Source organism: Candidatus Palauibacter sp. (genome assembly GCF_965208055.1).
Lineage (GTDB): Bacteria > Gemmatimonadota > Gemmatimonadetes > Palauibacterales > Palauibacteraceae > Palauibacter.
Window position 1 is genome coordinate 51,843 of record NZ_CBDBNY010000004.1, and the last position, 18,527, is coordinate 70,369.

Here is an 18,527-nt window from a genome sequence, read left to right on the forward strand (position 1 = left end):
AAGGAGAGAGATCCTGAAGTCCATGTTTGGACGCTACGATTCACAAGTTGGGACCGTTACTATTCTCGGTAGGAACATCAAGACACATGCCGTAAGCGACACGGGGCTTAGCCATGAACACACCACCCAGGGGGCCACTCTCGGATGCGATCATCACCGTCATGGCGAGGCTCGTTGATGACGGTAAAGACGAGGTCAAGCGCCACCCGACACACTCTGAGCTGGAGGCGGAATTCCGTCGCTCGGGAGTCCTTGACGGCGATCCAAATCAAGGGAGTGGCAGACCCGTTGGCAAGGCCAAACGGGTGCGGGGCACGTTGAGTTGGGCGTTGGAGAACAATCCCAGCCGCGGCGAGCGGTTGGTCTATTTGCTGACGGCCATGATTCGAGCGAAGGGAGGGTTCCGTCCAACGTCTCCGAACTTCGTCGGTGAGGAAGCCATTCGTGACGCAAGGGATGTTTTTCGCGAAGAGGGCTACGATCTGGGCAGCGATGGGACCTTAGTGACGCTCTTGCTGGACGGCCTTTCCGGCTCCGAGTTGACAAGAGCATTGCGAACCTATGTTCGTCGTGCGAAGCGAGGTGCGAATGACGCCGCGCTAGTAACTGGAACCGGGAAGGATCTGGTGGAGGCGACGGCGAAACATGTGCTTGCTGATCGCTTCGGCCACGGCGGACGCATAACGAACTTCCCAACGCTGCTGGGTCAGGCATTCGTCGCGGTCGACGTTGCCTTCGAGTGGGCTGAAGGTGACCCCGCTCATCGGAGGGTTGAGGCGGCACTGTTCGAGTTGGCTTGCGCAGTGAACATGCTGCGCAACAAGGAGGGGATCGGTCACGGACGTCCCTTCCCAGCAAGCGTTACAGAAAAGCAGTCCCGCACTGCCATCGAGAGCATGGGGCTCGTGGCCGAACTACTCCTAAACGCACTTGAGGAGAACTCAGATTAACGTCTGGAGCCACCGGGAGACCGCCAGGCTAGGGCCCTCTCTCCCGCAGCACGATCGGTGAGTTCGTGCGGCGGACGCGAGAGGCCGGCGTCTACTGGCGCTGCCGGAGGCGGCGCTGTGTCCACCGCGTCCGCCTTCGCGTGTAGCGCGCTTGGAAGTTGGATTGAAAAAGCGGATGCACCGTGTTCCGGTTCCTCGGTGAACCGGAACACGGTTCCGTCGGGCTTCCGCTTGGGTCCGGAACGAGGTTCGCGTGATCAGCTTTCACTCGCGAGTGGCGAGGAAGCGCTCGCGTAGCGCGCTATCGTACGCGTATCCCATCGAACGTCCACGATGGCCGACCCCCCCTTGAATGTTCGACGTCGACGACTGGTTCACCGGCTGATCCTGTCGAATGCACACAGTCGCCGTGTCCTCCCGGTTGACGAAGCTGCTCTTCAACGTGGCCATTGATGCGGTGAGCGGAACTGGCGGTCCTCCTCGCGCCGGAGCACTCGCCGCCATGCGAAGTTATCGCCCGGGAACCCGTCATCGTCCTCTGGATCCGGCGGCTCGAACAGGTTCGGTAGGTTCAGCAGAAGTTCGAGGGCGTTCATGTCGCGCTCATCATCGTCCGTCAGTTCGTAGAAGCCCAGCTTGGATAGGACTTGCTTCAAGAGTCGGGGGACGGCGAAGGAGGTGAGTAGCAAATGCTCGTCTACCGTCCACCACGACCGAAGTCTGACCTCACGGTGGCCGTGCGCCAGACTCCCGCGACAGATCTTCAGGTCCGATGCCCAGCGGGCCCGGAGGTTCTCTCCCTTCCGTGATTCGTCCGGTGGCCACCGCCGCCACTCGCTCCGGGGCACCTCCCGGCTGGGCCGCCATGCCTCGGCGAACTTCGCAGGGAGCCGCCTCTGATCCTTATTCGACGTGATCCCCAGGATCTGCTCCATGGCCGCGTACGTCAGCACGAGTTCAGTGTTCGGCGACATGTCCGCGGCATCGGTGTTGGCTTGGTTGAAGAGGACGATACCGCGGTGCAACCCCGGCCACGCCTCCTGCTCCCGCAACGCCACCAGCGCGTCGAGCAAGGCGAAGTCGGGCTTAATCGGCTGCCTGCCGAGGCTTACGTGCGTTGGCACTTGGACCCTGTAGTCCTCGGCGGCGATCCACGACGTTACGCTTCCATCGCGTCGGCGCGTCTCCACGACCGCACCGCCGCGCGGATCCTTGAACGCTTGGATCACCAGTCGTAGTTCGTCGCGGTTGATGTAGTCCCAGGTAAAGAACTCGCGCGCCGCCAAGGCGGCGAAGGCGAACAACTCCGCAAACAGAAACAGATCAGCTCTGTCCTCCGCGGACAGGTCATCCGTCAGTCCCCGGCCACGCGCTGCCAGGATGACCGCAGTTTGGACGGGCTCGTCCCGAAGGTCACGGTACGGAGCAAGTACCAAATCGAGCGTCGATTGGCGCTCGACATCGGATCCCGGCCGAGTTCCCGGCGCGAACCGTTTCAGCGAGTAACCCCCGACCTCGATATCGCACTCAAGATCGATCCACGGAAAAAACGCCAGTTGCGGCATGACTGATCCCTTGCCCCTGATGCCTTTCGCGATGCGGCCACTTGGTTCCCGTCCGCAAACTTAACAACTCATCGTCGACCGTGGCGCTTCGTTCGCCGGTTTGCGGCAAGACCAAGGACGAAGATCCATGAGGGCGTGGCAACGGATTCCCCGTGTAGCCGGCCTGCTGCATCCGAGCTTCGGAACTTGACCCCGCCCGGTGACCCCGTGATCGTCCGAGGCTCGCAAGCATCGATGAACAACTCCCTCGGGACACCCTTGAACACGCCTATCGAAGACCTCAGAACCGCTCTCCGTCGGGTATTGACGGAAACCAGGTTCGAGACCAGGCCGGTCGACTTCCCGCCGTTCGTTGGGGGCACCGCGGATGACGCCGACCGGCCACCCGAGAGGCTGAGTCCACGCGACCTGCGCGAGATCTACCATCGTGCGACGTGGGACGACCGGGAATTGCTGCGGGCCAGGCACGCTCGCGTGCAAATGCCGGACAAGCTGACTCCTGCGTTCACGGACAAGCTGCGCGTGGTGCTTGCCGAGTACGTTGATCCGGTCGCCGACACCGTGGGCCACGCCCTCCCGATACCTGCGAATCACCGCAGCTTCAACAGCGTTGGATCCAACGGCTTACCCACACACGCGAGGGTCTCGACGGTGGACCACTTCGGTGCGATGCTCGTCAAGGGCGCCGCATTCGTGGGGGTCGATCGCGTCGTCGATGCACTCGCAGCCTGGACGCGCGGCGAACCTCTGACCTACCGTACATGCAGAGTCGCGGGGTTGTCGATCGCTCGGCCCATGACCGCGGCGAATGGCGTCAGCCTCGTCCCGCTTCCGCTGTCCGACGACCAGCTACCGCCGGGACTGCCCGCGGGCTCCGCGTTCGCGCTCGCGTACTTGGGACGGACCGTGGTCGCCGTCGACACGCTTGCCACTCCAGCGCTGTTCCGGCCCGAATTCGAGCACGTTCTCGATCTCGAGGGCGTCGTCACGGCCCGGCTGGATACGGACTGTACCTTCGACGAGATCCGCGAGGCGCTGTCGCTCGAGTGCAACGCCCGCATCCATATGGGGCTCGAGTGGAGCGACTACGGGGAGCTCGCGGCTCTCACGGGCGGTACGAGGTCTCGGGAATCGCCCGGTCGTCTGGCTCTCCCTGCGGGTGAGACGTATACGGGCCCGGACAGCGATGTGACCAGCCTCGAAATCGACGAGAGTACGGTGCACGCCGTGTCGGAAGACCGCATCCGTTGCTTGCTCGCCGCGCTAAGGGATACCGACGCGTCGACGCGCGTGGCGGTCAAGCGTTGGAACAAGTCGCTGGAGGGCGATCTTACGGATCAGTTCATCGATCTGCGGATTGCCCTTGAGGCGCTGCTGCTGCCCGACAACCCAAACCAGCAGCTGGCGTTCACCTTAGCCACTCGCGGCGCGTGGCTGCTGGGTAGGGATGGCGTTGGTCGTCGTGAGATCTGGGGTGGGCTGCGCGCGGCGTACAAGACAGGCTCCAAGGCCGTCCACCGCGGCGAAGTGAAGGAGGATGATCGCAACGCTGGAGTTCTCGCAGACGCCCGAAACCAGTGCCGGAGTGGGCTCGTCCGCGTGCTGTGCGAGGGCCCCGTGAAGGACTGGGACGGTCTCGTCCTGAACGGCCTCGAGGCAGTGGGAGATTCGCCGTTGAAGCCTTAACGGACATCGCTTGACGTGCCGTAGTCGGTAGAACGGGGGCCCGCGCCATCGAACACGCGCCCCACTCCAAGCCGCCAAGGGTGGTGCTCCCTCAACCCCGAGTACGACAGCTACCAACGCCCGCCGTTGACAAGCCCGGCACGCCCAGGACCAACGGGAAGGTGGAGCGCTTCATCCGCACCTCGCTCGCGGAGTGGGCCTAGGGCCGGTCCTATCCGCACTCTCGCGTGCGTGCGCGAGTGCTCCGCGTCTGGCTCCGCTACTACAATCTGAGGCGACGACACACCGCCATCGGACGGCTCACACCCATGCAAAGGCTCGTCGAGCTAAGGGCCACCAACGGCCTTGGCATCTACATCTAGCTCGCCCGAGGTTGGCCGTCGGCTGGCGGAACAGGGTTACCCGTAGTAATCTCTCCGCGTCACGTTCGGAGCCGTCGCGTGGGTTCAGGCATTGGCGCAATCACCGGCCCAGCGTTCGGCCGCAACTGCGCTACGTAAACGCGGCTAATTCCGAGATCTCGTAGCAAAGCGCCTCACCTCACACTTATGGAGCATCCAATGCCCCGAAGGTCAATGAGCCCTCGCCCGCCTCGTCCGCCCAAACCACCGGATCGCCCTCAGAACCCTCGAACGCCCCGTCCTCCCGGGAAGAACGAATGGGTCAGGGCACATTGGCGCTGGGATTACACACACCGTCAATGGGAATGGGTCCGCGGCCATTGGCGAAAATAACCGTTGGACTCACGGTGCTGTGTACAGAACCATCTTCCGTTGCTTGGGACCCCGTGACTTGAAACAGCTACTTCAAGAACTGTCACCCTACAATCAATGGGACTGCTTCCGAAAGCCACAGGACGCAAGGTCACTGAGGCTCTGATGCACTTCAGGGAGGATTTGGTGATCAGCGAGTCAGACTGGGCTTCTGCGCCGGACCATACGAAGCAACGAGGCGTTGAAGGACGACGTGAAGGTCGTACGGATGAGGAATTTGGAGGGAACGTCGATGCCGAAAGTGTTAGAGGAAATCCTTGAATCGTTCTACGCTGCGCTCTCGAACGTGGATGCTGTGAACGAGCCAACGCTCGACGAATTGCGCACTCTGTTCGCCTCAGAGAGGACGCTGAAGGCTGACGACTTCGTGGCGATCTTCGAGAGGACGACCGAGGAGACGAGCCATGATTCAGATTGAGTCCGTGACGATACGGGAACTTCGGGGGATTCGTGAGCTTGAGATTGAGCTCGGCCGAAAGAATTTCGTTGTATCTGGACCGAACGGCTCGGGGAAGAGCGGCGTGGTGGATGCCGTTCAGTTTGCCCTCACGGGCGAGATATCTCGGCTTACAGGTAAGGGCACCCGTGGACTGAGCGTTAATCGCCACGGTCCTCACGTCGATCGTCGAGATGATCCAGGGTCTGCTGAAGTTTCGCTTAGCTTGTACGTCCCGGACCTCGACAGGTCGGCAGTCCTGACCAGGAACGTGGAGGATGTAAGGAGGTTCGGCCTCGAGCCGGACGATCCCGAAGTTAGGGCCGTCATCGAGGAGGTAGCCAGCCATCCGGAGGTGACGCTCTCGCGGCGTGAGATCATCAAGTACATCCTTGTCGAGGCAGGGCAACGGTCAAAGCAGATTCAGGCGCTCCTGAAGCTAGAAGGGATCGGACAGACCCGTGGTGTGTTAAAAACCACGTCGAACAAGCTCTCCATCGTGGCGCGGCAGGCGCGGAGTGCCGCCGCCGATTCAAGTGAGGCGCTCTGCCGCCACCTCGATGTGCCCACATTGACACAAGAAAGTGTCCTCGGAGCGATCAATCCGCACCGGCGCGCGCTGGGTCTGGCTGAGATCGCCGACCTGGGGTCAGATACTGATCTGAGCGGCGGTATCCTGCAAGGAGTCCGTGACGCAGGCCTCAACAGGTCGGCCGCGCTTCGGGACGTAGGAGCGTTACAGGAGGTTGGGGCGGGATTGCCCACGCTTACTCCACAGGAAGTGGCGAGTGTCCTACGCGACCTCGCCGCGTTGGACAATGACTCGGCGCTCTTCGAAGCGATCACTCGCCACTCCTTCATAGAGCACGGTCTCGAAATGCTCGAAGGGGCGAAGTGTCCACTCTGCGACACCGGCTGGGAGAATGAGGAAGCATTGAGGCAACACCTGAGGGCAAAGCTCGCCAAAGCGGAGGAGGCGGACGTGCTTAGGGAGCAGCTCACGAACAACGCTGCTGAAATCGCCAACGAAGCGCGGCGTATCGCGGGGCTCGTAGATGCCGTGCAACCTCTGGGAAAACAGTACGGTGCTGCGGCACTTGGCGAGGAACTAGAGAGCTGGTCCTCGGATCTGAAGGACTTTGCGGCCGGGCTAACTTCGGTCGAGTCGATCGCCGAGCAGCGAAGTCGACTAGAAGAGGGCTGGAGTATGGCTCCACCGTCGTTCCAAGATCAATTGGAGATCCTCAGACAAGAGATAGAGGATACACCCGACCAGCATGCGTCGATCGCGGCGCAAACCTTCTTGACGCTCGCGCAGGATCGCTTCTTCGCTTGGCAGGATGCGCAGCACGAGAAGAGGCGTACTGAAGCTGCGGTCGAGGCCGGCAGGGTCACTTACAACACGTACTGCGAAGTGACGGACGCTTACCTGCGTGCCCTGTATGAATCCGTGGAGGAAGATTTTGGCTCCTACTACCGACAGATCAACGCAGAGGACGAAGGTCGATTCGAAGCAAAGCTCGAACCTGCCGAAGGGACCCTCGATCTGGAAGTGGCTTTCTATGACCAGGGTATGTACCCGCCGGGTGCCTACCACAGCGAGGGACACCAGGATGCGATGGGGATCTGCCTTTACCTTGCGCTGATAAGGCAACTGCTTGGCGATCAGTTTCGACTTGCGGTGCTTGATGATGTCGTGATGTCGGTTGATCGGGGACACCGAAAGGAATTCTGCCGACTACTGAAGACGCATTTTCCCGACACTCAGTTCATCATCACGACCCACGATAGAGTCTGGGCGAAGCAGCTACAGACCGAGGGGCTCGTCGGGTCTAAGGGAGGCGTGGCCTTCCACAGCTGGAGCGTGCAGACTGGTCCCATCGTGGAGCAGGCCATTGGGATTTGGGACGACATTGAATCAGCGGTGGCTAAGGGTGACACCGATGTTGCGGCGGCCCGGTTGCGTCGGCACATGGAGTACATTGCGGGCGAACTGGCGGACATGCTAGGAGCGAAGCCGCGGTTCCGAGGTGACTTCTCGTACGACCTAGGCGACCTGTTCCCGGCCGTCATCGCCCGCCACGGAGAGCTACTGAGACTTGCTGCGAAGGCAGCGAATAAATGGAAGAATGAGGAAGCTAAGGAGAGCATTGAGGCTCTGAAAAGTGCACGGGCCGAGGCATTAGCTGCCCACCACAGCGAGGAATGGGTCGTCAACAAGGCCGTTCATTTCAATGAATGGGCGAACTTCACGGCGGCTGAACTCCGGGATGTAGTCGATGCGTTCAAGACATTGCTTGCGGAGCTGCGATGTTCGTCATGCGAGTCGTGGCTTTACGTTACGCCTAGGAAGGGCCACCCGGAGGGTCTGAGATGTCGGTGCGCATCTGTAATGTTGAATCTGGGGTAGGGGAGAGCGCCGAAGCGACCCGTGAACCTGTCGAGCTACTGCACAACGAATAGCTCCAGGAGAATGGAACTACAAACCGCAAGAGGAGTGGAGTCCCATGGCGATGAATTTTGAGGAACTAGACGACGCCACACGTCGATGTATGCTGGAGGAATTCGAACTGGAGATGGCCGGCGACAACCCGTATTACGGACAAAACCTGTCTCCGAGGGGTCGTGAAATCTTCCCGGAACTGATGAGTGAGGCGATCCAGCGCGGTAACGAGGAGACGCTTGCGGCGGCCTTGAATCGGGCGGCTCTCTGGAATCCAGCGGAGCAATACGTCAGGCAGGGGGTGATTCACGAACGGAGGATCAATGTTCAGCAACAGTCAGAGCGCCTCGCGCTCACGGAGTTCAACACATGGTACGTTCGGGGGCTGGCGCGACGTCTGCTTAACGAAGGGGAAACTCAATGCCAGGTGTACCGGGCTGCGATACCCAAATGGGGTGAGCCCGCGGCTTGTCAGGAGCACGAAGGGGAGGTGTTCCCGCTAAGGTCAATCTATGAGGGGCACCGCGCACGGTATTGGCCGACTCAGAATCTTGAAGCGCTATCGATCCCGTTCGCCCCCAATTGCCATCACACAATTCGTCGGGTGACATGAGACGGTAGTCGAACGCGGCCGGGTTCGTGCGAATTCGAGGGGTACAAGTACGGGCATCACCTGTCACCGGGGCCTCGCCCGAGGTCAGCGCTTCAACTGGGCCCGACGGTTGCGGGTCGTGTTCCTGGCAGGATCGGCAACGGCTGTGCTCGGAGACCCGTCCGCGACGGGGCGATGTTCGCGCCCCACCCTCTCTTGGGGGTCTTGCGGTGGGTGTGTCCGCTGCCGTACCTGCATCCGCCAACGGGTCCCTGAACGGCTTATGGTGTGGATCCGCACGTCCCAGCACACCCGACGATTCCACGGAGGGGACGAACCGAAACATGACGAACGGCGATCTGGGCTGGATCACGAACTACATCTGGGGGATCGCGGACGACGTGCTCCGCGATGTCTACGTGCGCGGCAAGTACCGCGACGTCATCCTTCCCATGACGGTGCTGCGCCGCCTCGACGCCGTGCTGGAACCCACGAAGCAGGCCGTCCTGGAGATGAAGGATGCGCTGGACGAGATGGGGATCGCCGACCAGAGGGTGGCTCTGAGGGAAGCGGCGGAGCAGCCATTCTTCAACACGTCGAAGTTCACGCTGCACGACCTGCGGGCGCGGGCCAGCCGGCAGCAGCTCAGGGCCGACTTCGAGGACTACCTCGACGGGTTCTCGCCCTCCGTGCAGGACATCCTCGAGAACTTCGAGTTCCGGAATCAGATCCCGCGGCTCTCGAAGGCCGACGCACTGGGCACGTTGATCGAGAAGCTCACCTCGCCGGACATCAACCTGAGTCCGGAGCCGGTCATGGACACCGACGGCACGGTCCGGCATCCCGGGCTCGACAACCACGGCATGGGGACCGTCTTCGAGGAGTTGATCCGCCGCTTCAACGAGGAGAACAACGAGGAGGCGGGCGAGCACTTCACCCCGCGCGACGCGGTGGAGCTCATGGCGAAGCTCGTCTTCCTCCCGGTCGCCGACGACATCGACGACGGCACCTACCTGCTCTACGACGGCGCCTGCGGGACCGGCGGCATGCTGACCGTGGGCGAAGACGTGCTGCAGCAGCTCGCGGAGGAGCGGGACAAGCAGGTGTCCACCCACCTCTTCGGTCAGGAGATCAACGCCGAGACCTACGCCATCTGCAAGGCCGACCTCCTGCTGAAGGGGGAAGGGGAGGCTGCGGACAACATCGTGGGCGGCCCGGAGCACTCCACGCTCTCCAACGACGCCTTCCCGATGCGCGAGGCCCCCGGGGCGCCCGCCATTCTCAGGCTTGTCCGCTCGGTGGTATCCCGAGAAGGCCGGGCCTCATGACGCCCCCCGACGGCCTCCGCCACCTAGTGACGCGATTCGCGCAGAATCTGAATTCGTACACATCCGGAAAATACAACGAGACACAGCTGCGCCGGGAATTCGTCGACCCGCTATTCGAACTGCTCGATTGGGACGTGAGCAACTCCAAGGGTTACGCAGAGGCGTACAAAGAGGTCGTCCATGAAGATGCAATCAAGATCGGTGGTCGAACCAAGGCTCCGGATTATGCATTCCGGGTAGGAGGCGTCCGACGATTCTTCGTCGAGACAAAGGCACCGCATTGGAACCTTGAGCACGACCCCCGGCCCGCGTTTCAACTCCGAAGATATGCCTGGTCCGCTAAGCTCCCTCTCTCCATTCTCACGGACTTCCAAGAGTTCTCCGTGTACGACACCCGCATCCGGCCGTTCAAGATCGATGGAGCCGCGACGGCTCGGGTAATGTACCTACCTTACTCCAACTACATGAGTCATTGGCACGAGATCGCCGAGATCTTCTCTCGTCAAGCAATTCTCCGCGGTTCGTTTGACGAGTACGCCGAGTCGAAGAAGGCAAGGCGAGGCACCACTGAAGTCGATGAATCCTTCCTTCAAGAGATTGAAGCTTGGCGCGAGGCGCTAGCTAGGAATGTCGCGCTGCGGAATCCTGGTCTGGGGTTGCGACTCCTCAATACGGCCGTCCAGAGGACGATCGACCGCATCGTCTTCCTTCGCATCTGCGAGGACCGAGGAATCGAGCCCTATGGCCAGTTACGTGACCTGACAAGCGGGGGCAACGTGTATCGACAACTTGCGTCGCTCTTCGTCGAGGCCGATGCCCGGTATAACTCGGGCTTGTTTCACTTTCAGGAAGAATCGGGTCGTAGCGAGCCGGATACGCAGACGCTGCATCTCACTATCGACGATCGCGTTCTCAAGAAGATCATATCGCATCTCTACTACCCAGATAGCCCATACGAATTCTCAGTCTTTTCCGCTGACATCCTCGGTCAGGTCTACGAGCAGTTTTTGGGGAAGGTGATTCGGTTGACTCCCGGTCATCGCGCAAAGGTGGAAGAGAAACGGGAGGTTCGGAAATCTGGTGGCGTCTATTACACGCCGACCAATGTTGTGGATTACTTGGTTGAGCGCACCGTGGGCACTCTCTTGGAAGAGGCACGAACGCCCAAGAAAGCGGCGTCGTTGAAGGTTATCGACCCAGCCTGCGGCTCGGGATCCTTTTTGATTCGAGCCTACCAGACACTTCTAGATTGGCACCTAGAGCGTTACCATGACGACGGCGTCGCGAAGCACTCCCGGGGACGACACCCCAAGGTATACCAGGGCCCGCGAGGTGAGTGGCGGCTGACTACGGCGGAGCGAAAGCGAATCCTTACCAACAGCATTTACGGCGTTGATCTAGATTCGCAGGCAGTGGAAGTCACCAAACTCTCGTTACTGCTTAAGGTGCTTGAGGGGGAATCCGCGGAGACGCTGGAGCGGCAACTGACCTTGTTTCGTGAGAGAGCTTTACCTGATCTTGCTAACAATATCAAATGTGGCAACGCATTGATTGGTAACGACTTCTACTCCGGACAACAGGCAGTACTGTTCGATGAGGATGAGCTTTATCGTATCAACGCGTTTGATTGGGAAGAGGAGTTCAAGGAAGTGTTTGAAACTGGTGGGTTCAGTGCCGTTATCGGGAACCCGCCATACCTGTCGTTCTCGGGACGGCAAGCGATTCCGTTGTCCGCTGACCAGCGCGAGTACTATGCGCGGCACTACCCGACATCCGGCTGGCAGACCAGTCACGGGTTCTTTATTGTCAAGGCGCATGCCTTGGCGGAGCGAATGGTTGGGTTGATCGTCCCCGATCAGGTCGGGCATCTTGCGGGATATGAACGAATCCGTGCTGCCGTTACGAGCGTTTCATCGCTGGTAACGGTGCGCTACTGGGGCGAGAACGTCTTCCCTGGCGTGGTGACTCCAGCCTTGACACTTGTCACGGACAAGACGTACCGCGGGACCACGGAGATGCGGACTGCCGATGGTCTAAGGGGCGACTGCAACATGCGGTCCGGCAGCGCTTGGGTTCCTCCGTCGCGGCATTCGGAGCTCCTCGCGAAGCTGCGTGCTCAAGCGAAGTCGCTCGACCAATGCTTCGCGGATCCGGGAGTGCACACTGGCAACTGCGCGAAGAAGCTGGTGCTGCCGCTCGATGAGGCCCCGCCGGACTCGGTGCCCGTACTGGAGGGGAAGCAGGTCGCAAGATACCTGTGTCATCCTCCGAAAAAGGTTCTCAGACTCGGTTATGAGGCTTCGAGGGGTGAGTATTTTCGGATCGGATCGATCGATCGCTATCGAAACGCCCCTTTCGTGATTCGCCAGACAGCGAGTCACCCGATCGTGGGGCCGCGGCGGCATGCTGCGTATTTCCGGAATACGCTGCTCGCGTTGTATCCACCTGACGATGGACGTGATGTGCGCTTCGTGGTTGCCATCCTGAATTCTCGCTTGATGCGGTACGTGTACAGCGTTGCAGTGAAGGAGTCTGCCCAGAAAGCCTTTCCACAAGTAAAGGTACGTTCACTCCGATCTCTCCCGATCAGAGCCATAGACCCGGGATCGGAGCGGGACAAAGAGATTCATGATCTTCTGGCAACTCACGTTCAGAGTTTGGTGGACCTTCACGCTCGCGTGGCTACGACGGAGACGGCTCATGACCGGGAGGTTCTGAGCCGTCGGATTCGTGGACTGGACCGAGAAGTGGATCAATTGGTGGAACGCTTATATCACCTATCTGAAGCCGAAATATCTCAGGTCGTACAGTATCTCGCCGACACGGAGGTCGGGTGAGCCTGGAACCGTGTTGGCTCACCAACCACACAGGAACGATCATACGGTTCCGGCCGTTGCAGCTACCCAGACTACCCGACGGCGATGTGGACCTGACGATAGAACTCTTCGATGGCCGAGTGATCCCAGGCCGATTCCGCCGGCATCCGGCGAACCCCTACGTGTCGGGCCAGCGTGTTCGCCAGTTCATTCAATCGCGGGTTCCCGCCAAGTCTCGCGAACAGGTGTTGATCAGTGTGATCGGGCAGCGCTGGCGCCTCTTCGAACCTGATCCGGTAGGTGCGGAGGCGGCACGCTATGGTGTCGACAGACTACGTGCGGTTCACGGAGAGCTGACGGGCAGGGATCTCGATGGCATTCTGAAGCAGATTGACGCGATCAAGAGTCAATCGGGCAGAAGGGAAGCGTACGAGCGGTTGACGCGCCCGGCCGGCCTGAGACACATGATCATTGGCTTGATGGGAGCTTGGTGCCAAGTTGATGGTTGTCACGCTGCTCAGAACACCGCAGCCGAGTGGGATGATGAGGGTGCGGCACGCGCCGTCATCGAGGTTCATCACATCGAAGGGGTCGCCAAGGTGGAAGACCACAGTCCGAGGAATCTCTGTGTCATCTGTGCGAACCACCATCGACTCATCCATGGGTTCGGGCCGTGGGTTGTTGGTCACCAAGGTGATCACGTCGTCTTGACCCGGGGAGACCGACACCTCCGTATCGTACGCGATCTATCAGCGCTTGCGTGAGGGCCTTTGGCCTCTGGTTCGGAAAGTTTGGGTTTTCGGCTGACTACCTCGAGAGCGTCGGCGTGGCGGGAAAGCGCGGCGAGGGTTCGGGCGCGAGCTCCGATGGACCAGGTGTGGACCAAGTGGGGCCGGGGTTGCCGGACGAGAGCGAGCCCGACGGCACGCCCGCGAGATGATCCCTATCATGGCCACCAAGTGGGCACCAAGTGGAGATTCTACGGAAGTCGTTGTCGGCGCGGCCCATCACGGAACTCATGGCGGTGATGGGGAGAAAGGACCGCACCAAGTTCAGGAACCAGATTCTGAGACCGATGATGGATGCAGGGTGGATTGAGATGACCATCCCTGATACGCCTACGAGCAGGAAGCAGCGGTATCGGACCACTGCGGCCGGGAGGGCCGTGCTGGCGACGGTGGAATGAAGACGGAATGACCGTTCGATCGGGTGACCCCGGCTACGCTTGCGTGGCTGCCGGAGCGAGGGTCTTGGAATCCGCTACCAATCTCGTCAACCGTCGCTCGATGACCTTCCACTCGTGCCCCAGATTCACCGAACACACCCGGATCGGCCGGCCCATCAATTCGAACCGGTAATCGAACTCACCGTCGACCGCCGCGTACAGCAGCCATCCCTCCGGCTCAGGCTCACCCGCCTGCGCCCCCTCCGCCCAGTTCATCGCATACGCGAAGATCTGGTAGAGATTCGCAGAGTTCACGCGCTTCCCGCCATGCCAGGTGTTGAGCGGTTCCTTGTAGAATTTGGTGTCCACGATGATCGTGCGCTCCGGCGACCGCAGTACGATATCCGTCTGCATTTTTGGCAGATGATGCAGACTCGTGCCGACCCCCTCCGCTCCGAACCAGTCGATCTTGGGGGCGCTGACCGCGTAGCTCGTCTCCCGTTCGCAGAATCTCCGCACGAACTGCTCGAAGAGGAGCCCCATCTTCTGCTCGTCCTCCCGGAAGTCGTAGAACTCGGCGGTGCCCTCTTCCTGGTTGACCAGGAGGTTGTCGTAGATGATGCGGCACAGGTGCAGCAGGAAGCTGTAGAACTGGTTGTTCCGGTGGATTCTCACGGTGCGGAACAGCCGGGGCCGCAGAGGCACGTCGGATACGGCATCCAGCTTCCGGTACAGTCGCCCCGCGCGCCGCCGCTGCTCCGGGTCCAGGCTGGTCACGAACCCGAGCTGCCGGAGCGTCGCCTTCAGGATCTGGTTCTGCGGCACGTCGTAGCTGAGTTCGTCGAAGGCGCAGTGGGTCTTCCCGGTCAGCAGCAGATTCCGCTTCACCGTGGTCGCCAGGTCGAGCTTCCCCTTGAGGCCTCGGATGTCCTCGCTCACGGCGAGGTAGTCCCGGTCCAGTCCCCGCGAGATGAGCCGCGAGACGCCCTCGTTGAGGACCTTGGCGAAGAGGTCGACCATCCCGCTGAACTCCTCGGAGCCGACATCCACCGTCTCCCCCTCGCGGACGTGATCCCACGCGTAGCACAGGAGGTAGTAGATGTTCCGGACCGGGATGTTCACGCCAGAAGCTGCCTGGTCAGCTTGTCCACGTGCTCGGGGCGGTCGAACCAGTATTCTCGCAAGAGCGGCTCGATCTCTCGCCGCACGACCCCCTCGTACCAGGATTCGTCCAGTTGCTCATCGGCTTCTCGGGGACAGAAGAAGCTGTGGCCGATCTCGAATCCGGGACCGAGGTTCTTGCGCTCCTCGCGAATCTCCCGGTTGAGGGCCGAGAGTCGGTCCACGATCCTGTTTACGAGGGGTTCCTCGACGTCGGCCTCCAGCAGGTGATCGCTGAACTGATCGGTGCCGAACGCCGGCTCGAGGCGGATGAAGGCGAACCGTCGGCGGAGCGCGTAGTCCACCATGGCCAGAGACCGGTCGGCGGTGTTCATCATCCCGATCAGGAAGATGTTCTTTGGGACATGGAAGGGCTCGTCGTCAGGTGAATACGTCAGCGGAACGGCGTACTCGGACTCCCGCTTGTCGGGCTCGATCAGCATCATGATCTCGCCGAAGATCTTGGTCAGGTTCCCGCGATTCACCTCGTCGATGATGAACACGTACCGGTTGTCGGGATCCGCGGCGGCCTCGCGGCAGAACGTGTAGAAGACTCCGTTGCGAAGCTCGAAGCCTCCATCGTCGTGCGGTCGATACCCCTGGATGAAGTCCTCGTACGCGTAGCTCTGATGAAACTGGATCATCCGCACCCGCTCCGGGACCTTGTAACCGATCAGACGATAGGCCAGGCGCTTCGCGATGAAGGTCTTGCCGACCCCCGGCGGCCCCTCGAGCACGATGTTCATCTTGCGCTCCAAGGCGTCGATCATGTAATGGAACTTCGCCTCGTCCATGAAGAGGTCCTTGAGTGCCTCCTCGAGAGAATACGGAGGAGGTATGGGTGGCGGCGGTGGCGGCACGATCGAACCCTCGATCAGGGGCAGCGCGAATCGCAACCAGGGGCGGTATGTGAGTGCGCTATAATCCGTCAGGGTCTTGTTGGTCGTCCATCGATCTCGGGGTAGCGCCCATTCACCCTTCCGTTTCCACTCAACGCGCCGAACATTCTTGAAGTCCGGCCGCGTGGAACGGAACTCGTACTCCGACTTGACGATGCAATGGCCGAGCAGCGCCGAGCGTCCACGCTTGATGATGACGTGGTCACCCGGTTTCATGTCGTGCGCAAATTGGTAGCACGCGAGCGCGTTGTTGATAGGATTTGACTGACCGTAGCTGGCTCGGATCTCTTCGGCGATATTCTCCTTTGTGGCAAGCTCTCGAAGATCGCCCAATTCGTCCCACCCGATCGCGATCATGTTATGGCGCTGGAAATCCCCCCACGCGCGAGCGTTCTGTCCGGCCGACATCACCCAGACCTTGGCCTCACCAAAGCGCTCGGCATACCACTCGTCGGTATCTCCCCCTTCGCCGTTCTCACCACCGTTCGGCGATGGCCCGCGCTGCCACATGCTCCGGAGGGGCTCATCATAGAAGCTCAGATTCTGATGGCTCTCCTGGTTCGACAGACGCTCTCTAACCACCTGAATCTGCCGGTCGACCTCAAGTCTGTCGTTGTAGTCAACCCGCGCCGCATCCGATCGGCCCTTGGTCAGGAATGCCTTAACAATCATGCGTTTATGATTGCTCGTTGCCACCGGTTCGAAGTGTTCCGGAAACAGGAGATAGCAGATGATGTGACGCAGCTGTCGATTGCCGGTGTCGTCGAGACCTAGAAGCCACTCTGCGAACGACCACGGGTCGGCGAGAGGGGCATCGCGCTGCGACCCGGCAAGGTCCTTCCATGCCTCCATACTCCGGACAAGAAACAAGAACTCAAGCCATCTGAGAGTATTGTAAGCGGGTCCAGGAGAGAGGAGACCTTCGTTGAGGGCTTCTTCCAGCTCGAGCGGAGCCTCAGGAAGTTGTTCGCGCGACCATTCCCAGACGGTGCGAATCTGCCGCCGCTTCGTCCCCGGCTGCATCGCGCGGCGACTCAGAGCCAGGTACATGACCCAGAGCATCTCTGCAGCGAGCTGTTTCGCACTTGCCGGTGCGGGTGCTAACTGTCGTTCGAGCTTTTCGAAGAAACCACCCTCACCCTCGTCGAGGTTCTCGGCGAAGTACCGAATCAGGTAGCCGACATTCTCAGCAGTCCATAGCGACTTCTCGGTGAACACGGATCCGTCGTTGCGCAGGCAGCGCTCCCGCCAGCGGGCAGCCGCACGGAGCACGGGATGGTCAGACGAAGGTCGTGGCATCGTTGAACTCGTTGGGTAAGAGGACGCTCGGCCCGAAGACCGTTAGCACGAGAGGATCAGCGCGGCTGGTAACGTTCGAGATCGATCGGGATCCGGCAACCGGTACGTGAAGGATGATCGCTTCGATCACCACCTCGATGACGTTCCGTTGCTCAACGATGCGGGCGGGAGTAGCGTATCGGCTGGTTGTTCCGACCGGGTCCTCAGCACTCAATGCACATTAGGCGGGAGTCACTCAAGCCCATGTCACAACGGTTCGCAGAGGCGATCGAAGATCTCGCGAAGGGTATCGGCGCTGGCAGCTTTCGAAGCGAGGCCGAGATCAGCCAGGGTGTGATAAAGCGTATCCTGCATGAACTGGGATGGCCAGTCTTCAACGTCCAGGTCGTCGCTCCGGAATTCAAAATCGGCACGAGGAAGGTCGACTACGCCCTCTGCCATCCGGCGGGGAAGCCGTCCGTCCTCGTGGAGGTCAAGGACTTGGGGAAGGCCGATAACCGTGGGCAGAAGCAGCTCTTCGAATACTGCTTTCATCAGGGCGTTCCGATCGCGGTGCTCACCGACGGACGCGAGTGGAGTTTCTTCCTTCCTTCCGGCCAGGGAAGCTACGAAGAAAGACGGTTTGCGCGGCTCGATTTCATCGAGGATGACGCCAGGCATGCAGCCGAGACCTGTGAGAAGTACTTGAACTTCGACCGCGTCAAGTCGGGTGAGGCGCGACGACAAGCGGAGCGTGACTACGAGGCGTTTCGGCGTCAGAAGGAAGCCGCGTCGAACTACGCGTCCGTGTGGAGACGGCTACTCGCGGGACCCGACCCGTTGCTGCTGGATCTGTTCTCGGAGGAAGTCGGAAACGAAACCGGCGTTCGACCGGAGCCGGAGAGCGCCGCGAGATTCATCCGCCGTCAGGCTGGGGCCGCGGTCGCGTCGCCCGGAAAGTCGAAGCGGAAGAGAACGACGCGACGGAAGGTGGCGCCCGTACCTGCCCCGGGAGGATCGGACGACCCGCCCTCGCTTACGTTCCGCGGAGAGATCGAGACGTTCAAGACCGGCGCGGAAGTGCTGGTAGCGGTCTTCGAGAAGCTCGCCTCCCTGGACCCGGATTTCTGCAAGCGGTACTCCGAACGGCATCGGGGGAAGGTGCGGCTATACGTGGCGAAGAGCCGAGGCCACCTTTACCCTGGGCGTCATCGTCCCACGAGTTCATCCCACCGTCTCCCCGGTGGTTGGTGGCTCGCCACGCACTACAGCAACCCCGGCAAAGTGCAGCGTGTCAGGGAGGCGTGTGAGGTAGCCGGGCTCAAGTTCGGGCGCGACGTGATCGTCCATATCCCGGTCGGATCGCGGAAGGGAAGAACTCCTTAACGCGTACGCGTGTGATATTATAGCGAGTGCGTTTCGGCCGACCGATGCC

At 60.8% G+C, this 18,527-nt stretch carries 13 protein-coding genes and 1 pseudogene; 9 read left to right on the forward strand and 5 right to left on the reverse strand.

The genetic code is table 11. The features are described 5' to 3' along the window. The first annotated feature begins 113 nt into the window (after positions 1 to 113). Positions 114 to 950 carry an abortive infection family protein gene (locus tag ACOGXI_RS00620; protein ID WP_419936974.1) on the forward strand — a complete coding sequence of 279 codons (837 nt, stop codon included), beginning with the start codon at positions 114 to 116 and terminating at the stop codon, positions 948 to 950. 437 nt (positions 951 to 1,387) lie between these two features. Here ACOGXI_RS00620 and ACOGXI_RS00625 read toward each other — a convergent pair whose 3' ends face one another. Next, positions 1,388 to 2,254, reverse strand: coding sequence for a hypothetical protein (locus ACOGXI_RS00625; RefSeq protein WP_419936975.1), 867 nt, complete (start codon positions 2,252 to 2,254; stop codon positions 1,388 to 1,390). A 495-nt stretch (positions 2,255 to 2,749) separates the two neighbouring features. On the opposite strand from ACOGXI_RS00625, the gene ACOGXI_RS00630 reads away from it, so the two are divergent. The 6 genes and pseudogenes from ACOGXI_RS00630 to ACOGXI_RS00655 all read left to right on the forward strand — a co-directional run bounded on the left by ACOGXI_RS00630 (position 2,750) and on the right by ACOGXI_RS00655 (position 12,610). After that, a complete protein-coding gene (locus ACOGXI_RS00630; protein ID WP_419936976.1) occupies positions 2,750 to 4,201 on the forward strand; it encodes a hypothetical protein in 1,452 nt (483 codons plus the stop codon). A 954-nt stretch (positions 4,202 to 5,155) separates the two neighbouring features. Beyond that, entirely contained in the window at positions 5,156 to 5,392 is a 237-nt protein-coding gene (locus ACOGXI_RS00635) for a hypothetical protein (protein WP_419936977.1), read from the forward strand. Beyond that, positions 5,379 to 7,820: an AAA family ATPase gene (locus ACOGXI_RS00640; protein ID WP_419936978.1), complete on the forward strand. Its 2,442-nt coding sequence runs from the start codon at positions 5,379 to 5,381 to the stop codon at positions 7,818 to 7,820. Before ACOGXI_RS00635 ends, ACOGXI_RS00640 begins: the two co-directional genes overlap by 14 nt. Positions 7,821 to 7,917: 97 nt before the next feature. Further along, positions 7,918 to 8,466, forward strand: coding sequence for a hypothetical protein (locus ACOGXI_RS00645; RefSeq protein ID WP_419936979.1), 549 nt, complete (start codon positions 7,918 to 7,920; stop codon positions 8,464 to 8,466). 323 nt (positions 8,467 to 8,789) lie between these two features. Beyond that, a pseudogene (locus ACOGXI_RS00650) lies at positions 8,790 to 9,704 on the forward strand (type I restriction-modification system subunit M); the annotation flags it as partial. 65 nt (positions 9,705 to 9,769) lie between these two features. After that, complete coding sequence (locus tag ACOGXI_RS00655) at positions 9,770 to 12,610, forward strand: Eco57I restriction-modification methylase domain-containing protein (RefSeq protein WP_419936980.1); 2,841 nt, start codon at positions 9,770 to 9,772, stop codon at positions 12,608 to 12,610. Between the two features lie 71 nt (positions 12,611 to 12,681). Here ACOGXI_RS00655 and ACOGXI_RS00660 read toward each other — a convergent pair whose 3' ends face one another. Together ACOGXI_RS00660 and ACOGXI_RS00665 are read right to left on the reverse strand one after the other, a co-directional pair. Further along, positions 12,682 to 12,804, reverse strand: coding sequence for a hypothetical protein (locus tag ACOGXI_RS00660; protein WP_419936981.1), 123 nt, complete (start codon positions 12,802 to 12,804; stop codon positions 12,682 to 12,684). A 117-nt stretch (positions 12,805 to 12,921) separates the two neighbouring features. Further along, positions 12,922 to 13,317 carry a hypothetical protein gene (locus ACOGXI_RS00665; protein WP_419936982.1) on the reverse strand — a complete coding sequence of 132 codons (396 nt, stop codon included), beginning with the start codon at positions 13,315 to 13,317 and terminating at the stop codon, positions 12,922 to 12,924. A 242-nt stretch (positions 13,318 to 13,559) separates the two neighbouring features. Between ACOGXI_RS00665 and ACOGXI_RS00670 the strand changes: the two genes are divergently transcribed. After that, positions 13,560 to 13,775, forward strand: coding sequence for a Fic family protein (locus ACOGXI_RS00670; protein WP_419936983.1), 216 nt, complete (start codon positions 13,560 to 13,562; stop codon positions 13,773 to 13,775). 33 nt (positions 13,776 to 13,808) lie between these two features. Here ACOGXI_RS00670 and ACOGXI_RS00675 read toward each other — a convergent pair whose 3' ends face one another. After that, positions 13,809 to 14,876, reverse strand: a complete 1,068-nt coding sequence (locus ACOGXI_RS00675; RefSeq protein ID WP_419936984.1) for a 5-methylcytosine restriction system specificity protein McrC — start codon at positions 14,874 to 14,876, stop codon at positions 13,809 to 13,811. Further along, positions 14,873 to 17,032: an AAA family ATPase gene (locus ACOGXI_RS00680; protein ID WP_419936985.1), complete on the reverse strand. Its 2,160-nt coding sequence runs from the start codon at positions 17,030 to 17,032 to the stop codon at positions 14,873 to 14,875. The genes ACOGXI_RS00675 and ACOGXI_RS00680 overlap by 4 nt, the downstream gene beginning before the upstream one ends. 267 nt (positions 17,033 to 17,299) lie before the next feature. Between ACOGXI_RS00680 and ACOGXI_RS00685 the strand changes: the two genes are divergently transcribed. Further along, positions 17,300 to 18,478 (forward strand): type I restriction enzyme HsdR N-terminal domain-containing protein, encoded by a 1,179-nt coding sequence (locus ACOGXI_RS00685; RefSeq protein WP_419936986.1) that lies wholly within the window; start codon positions 17,300 to 17,302, stop codon positions 18,476 to 18,478. Positions 18,479 to 18,527 lie beyond the last annotated feature (49 nt).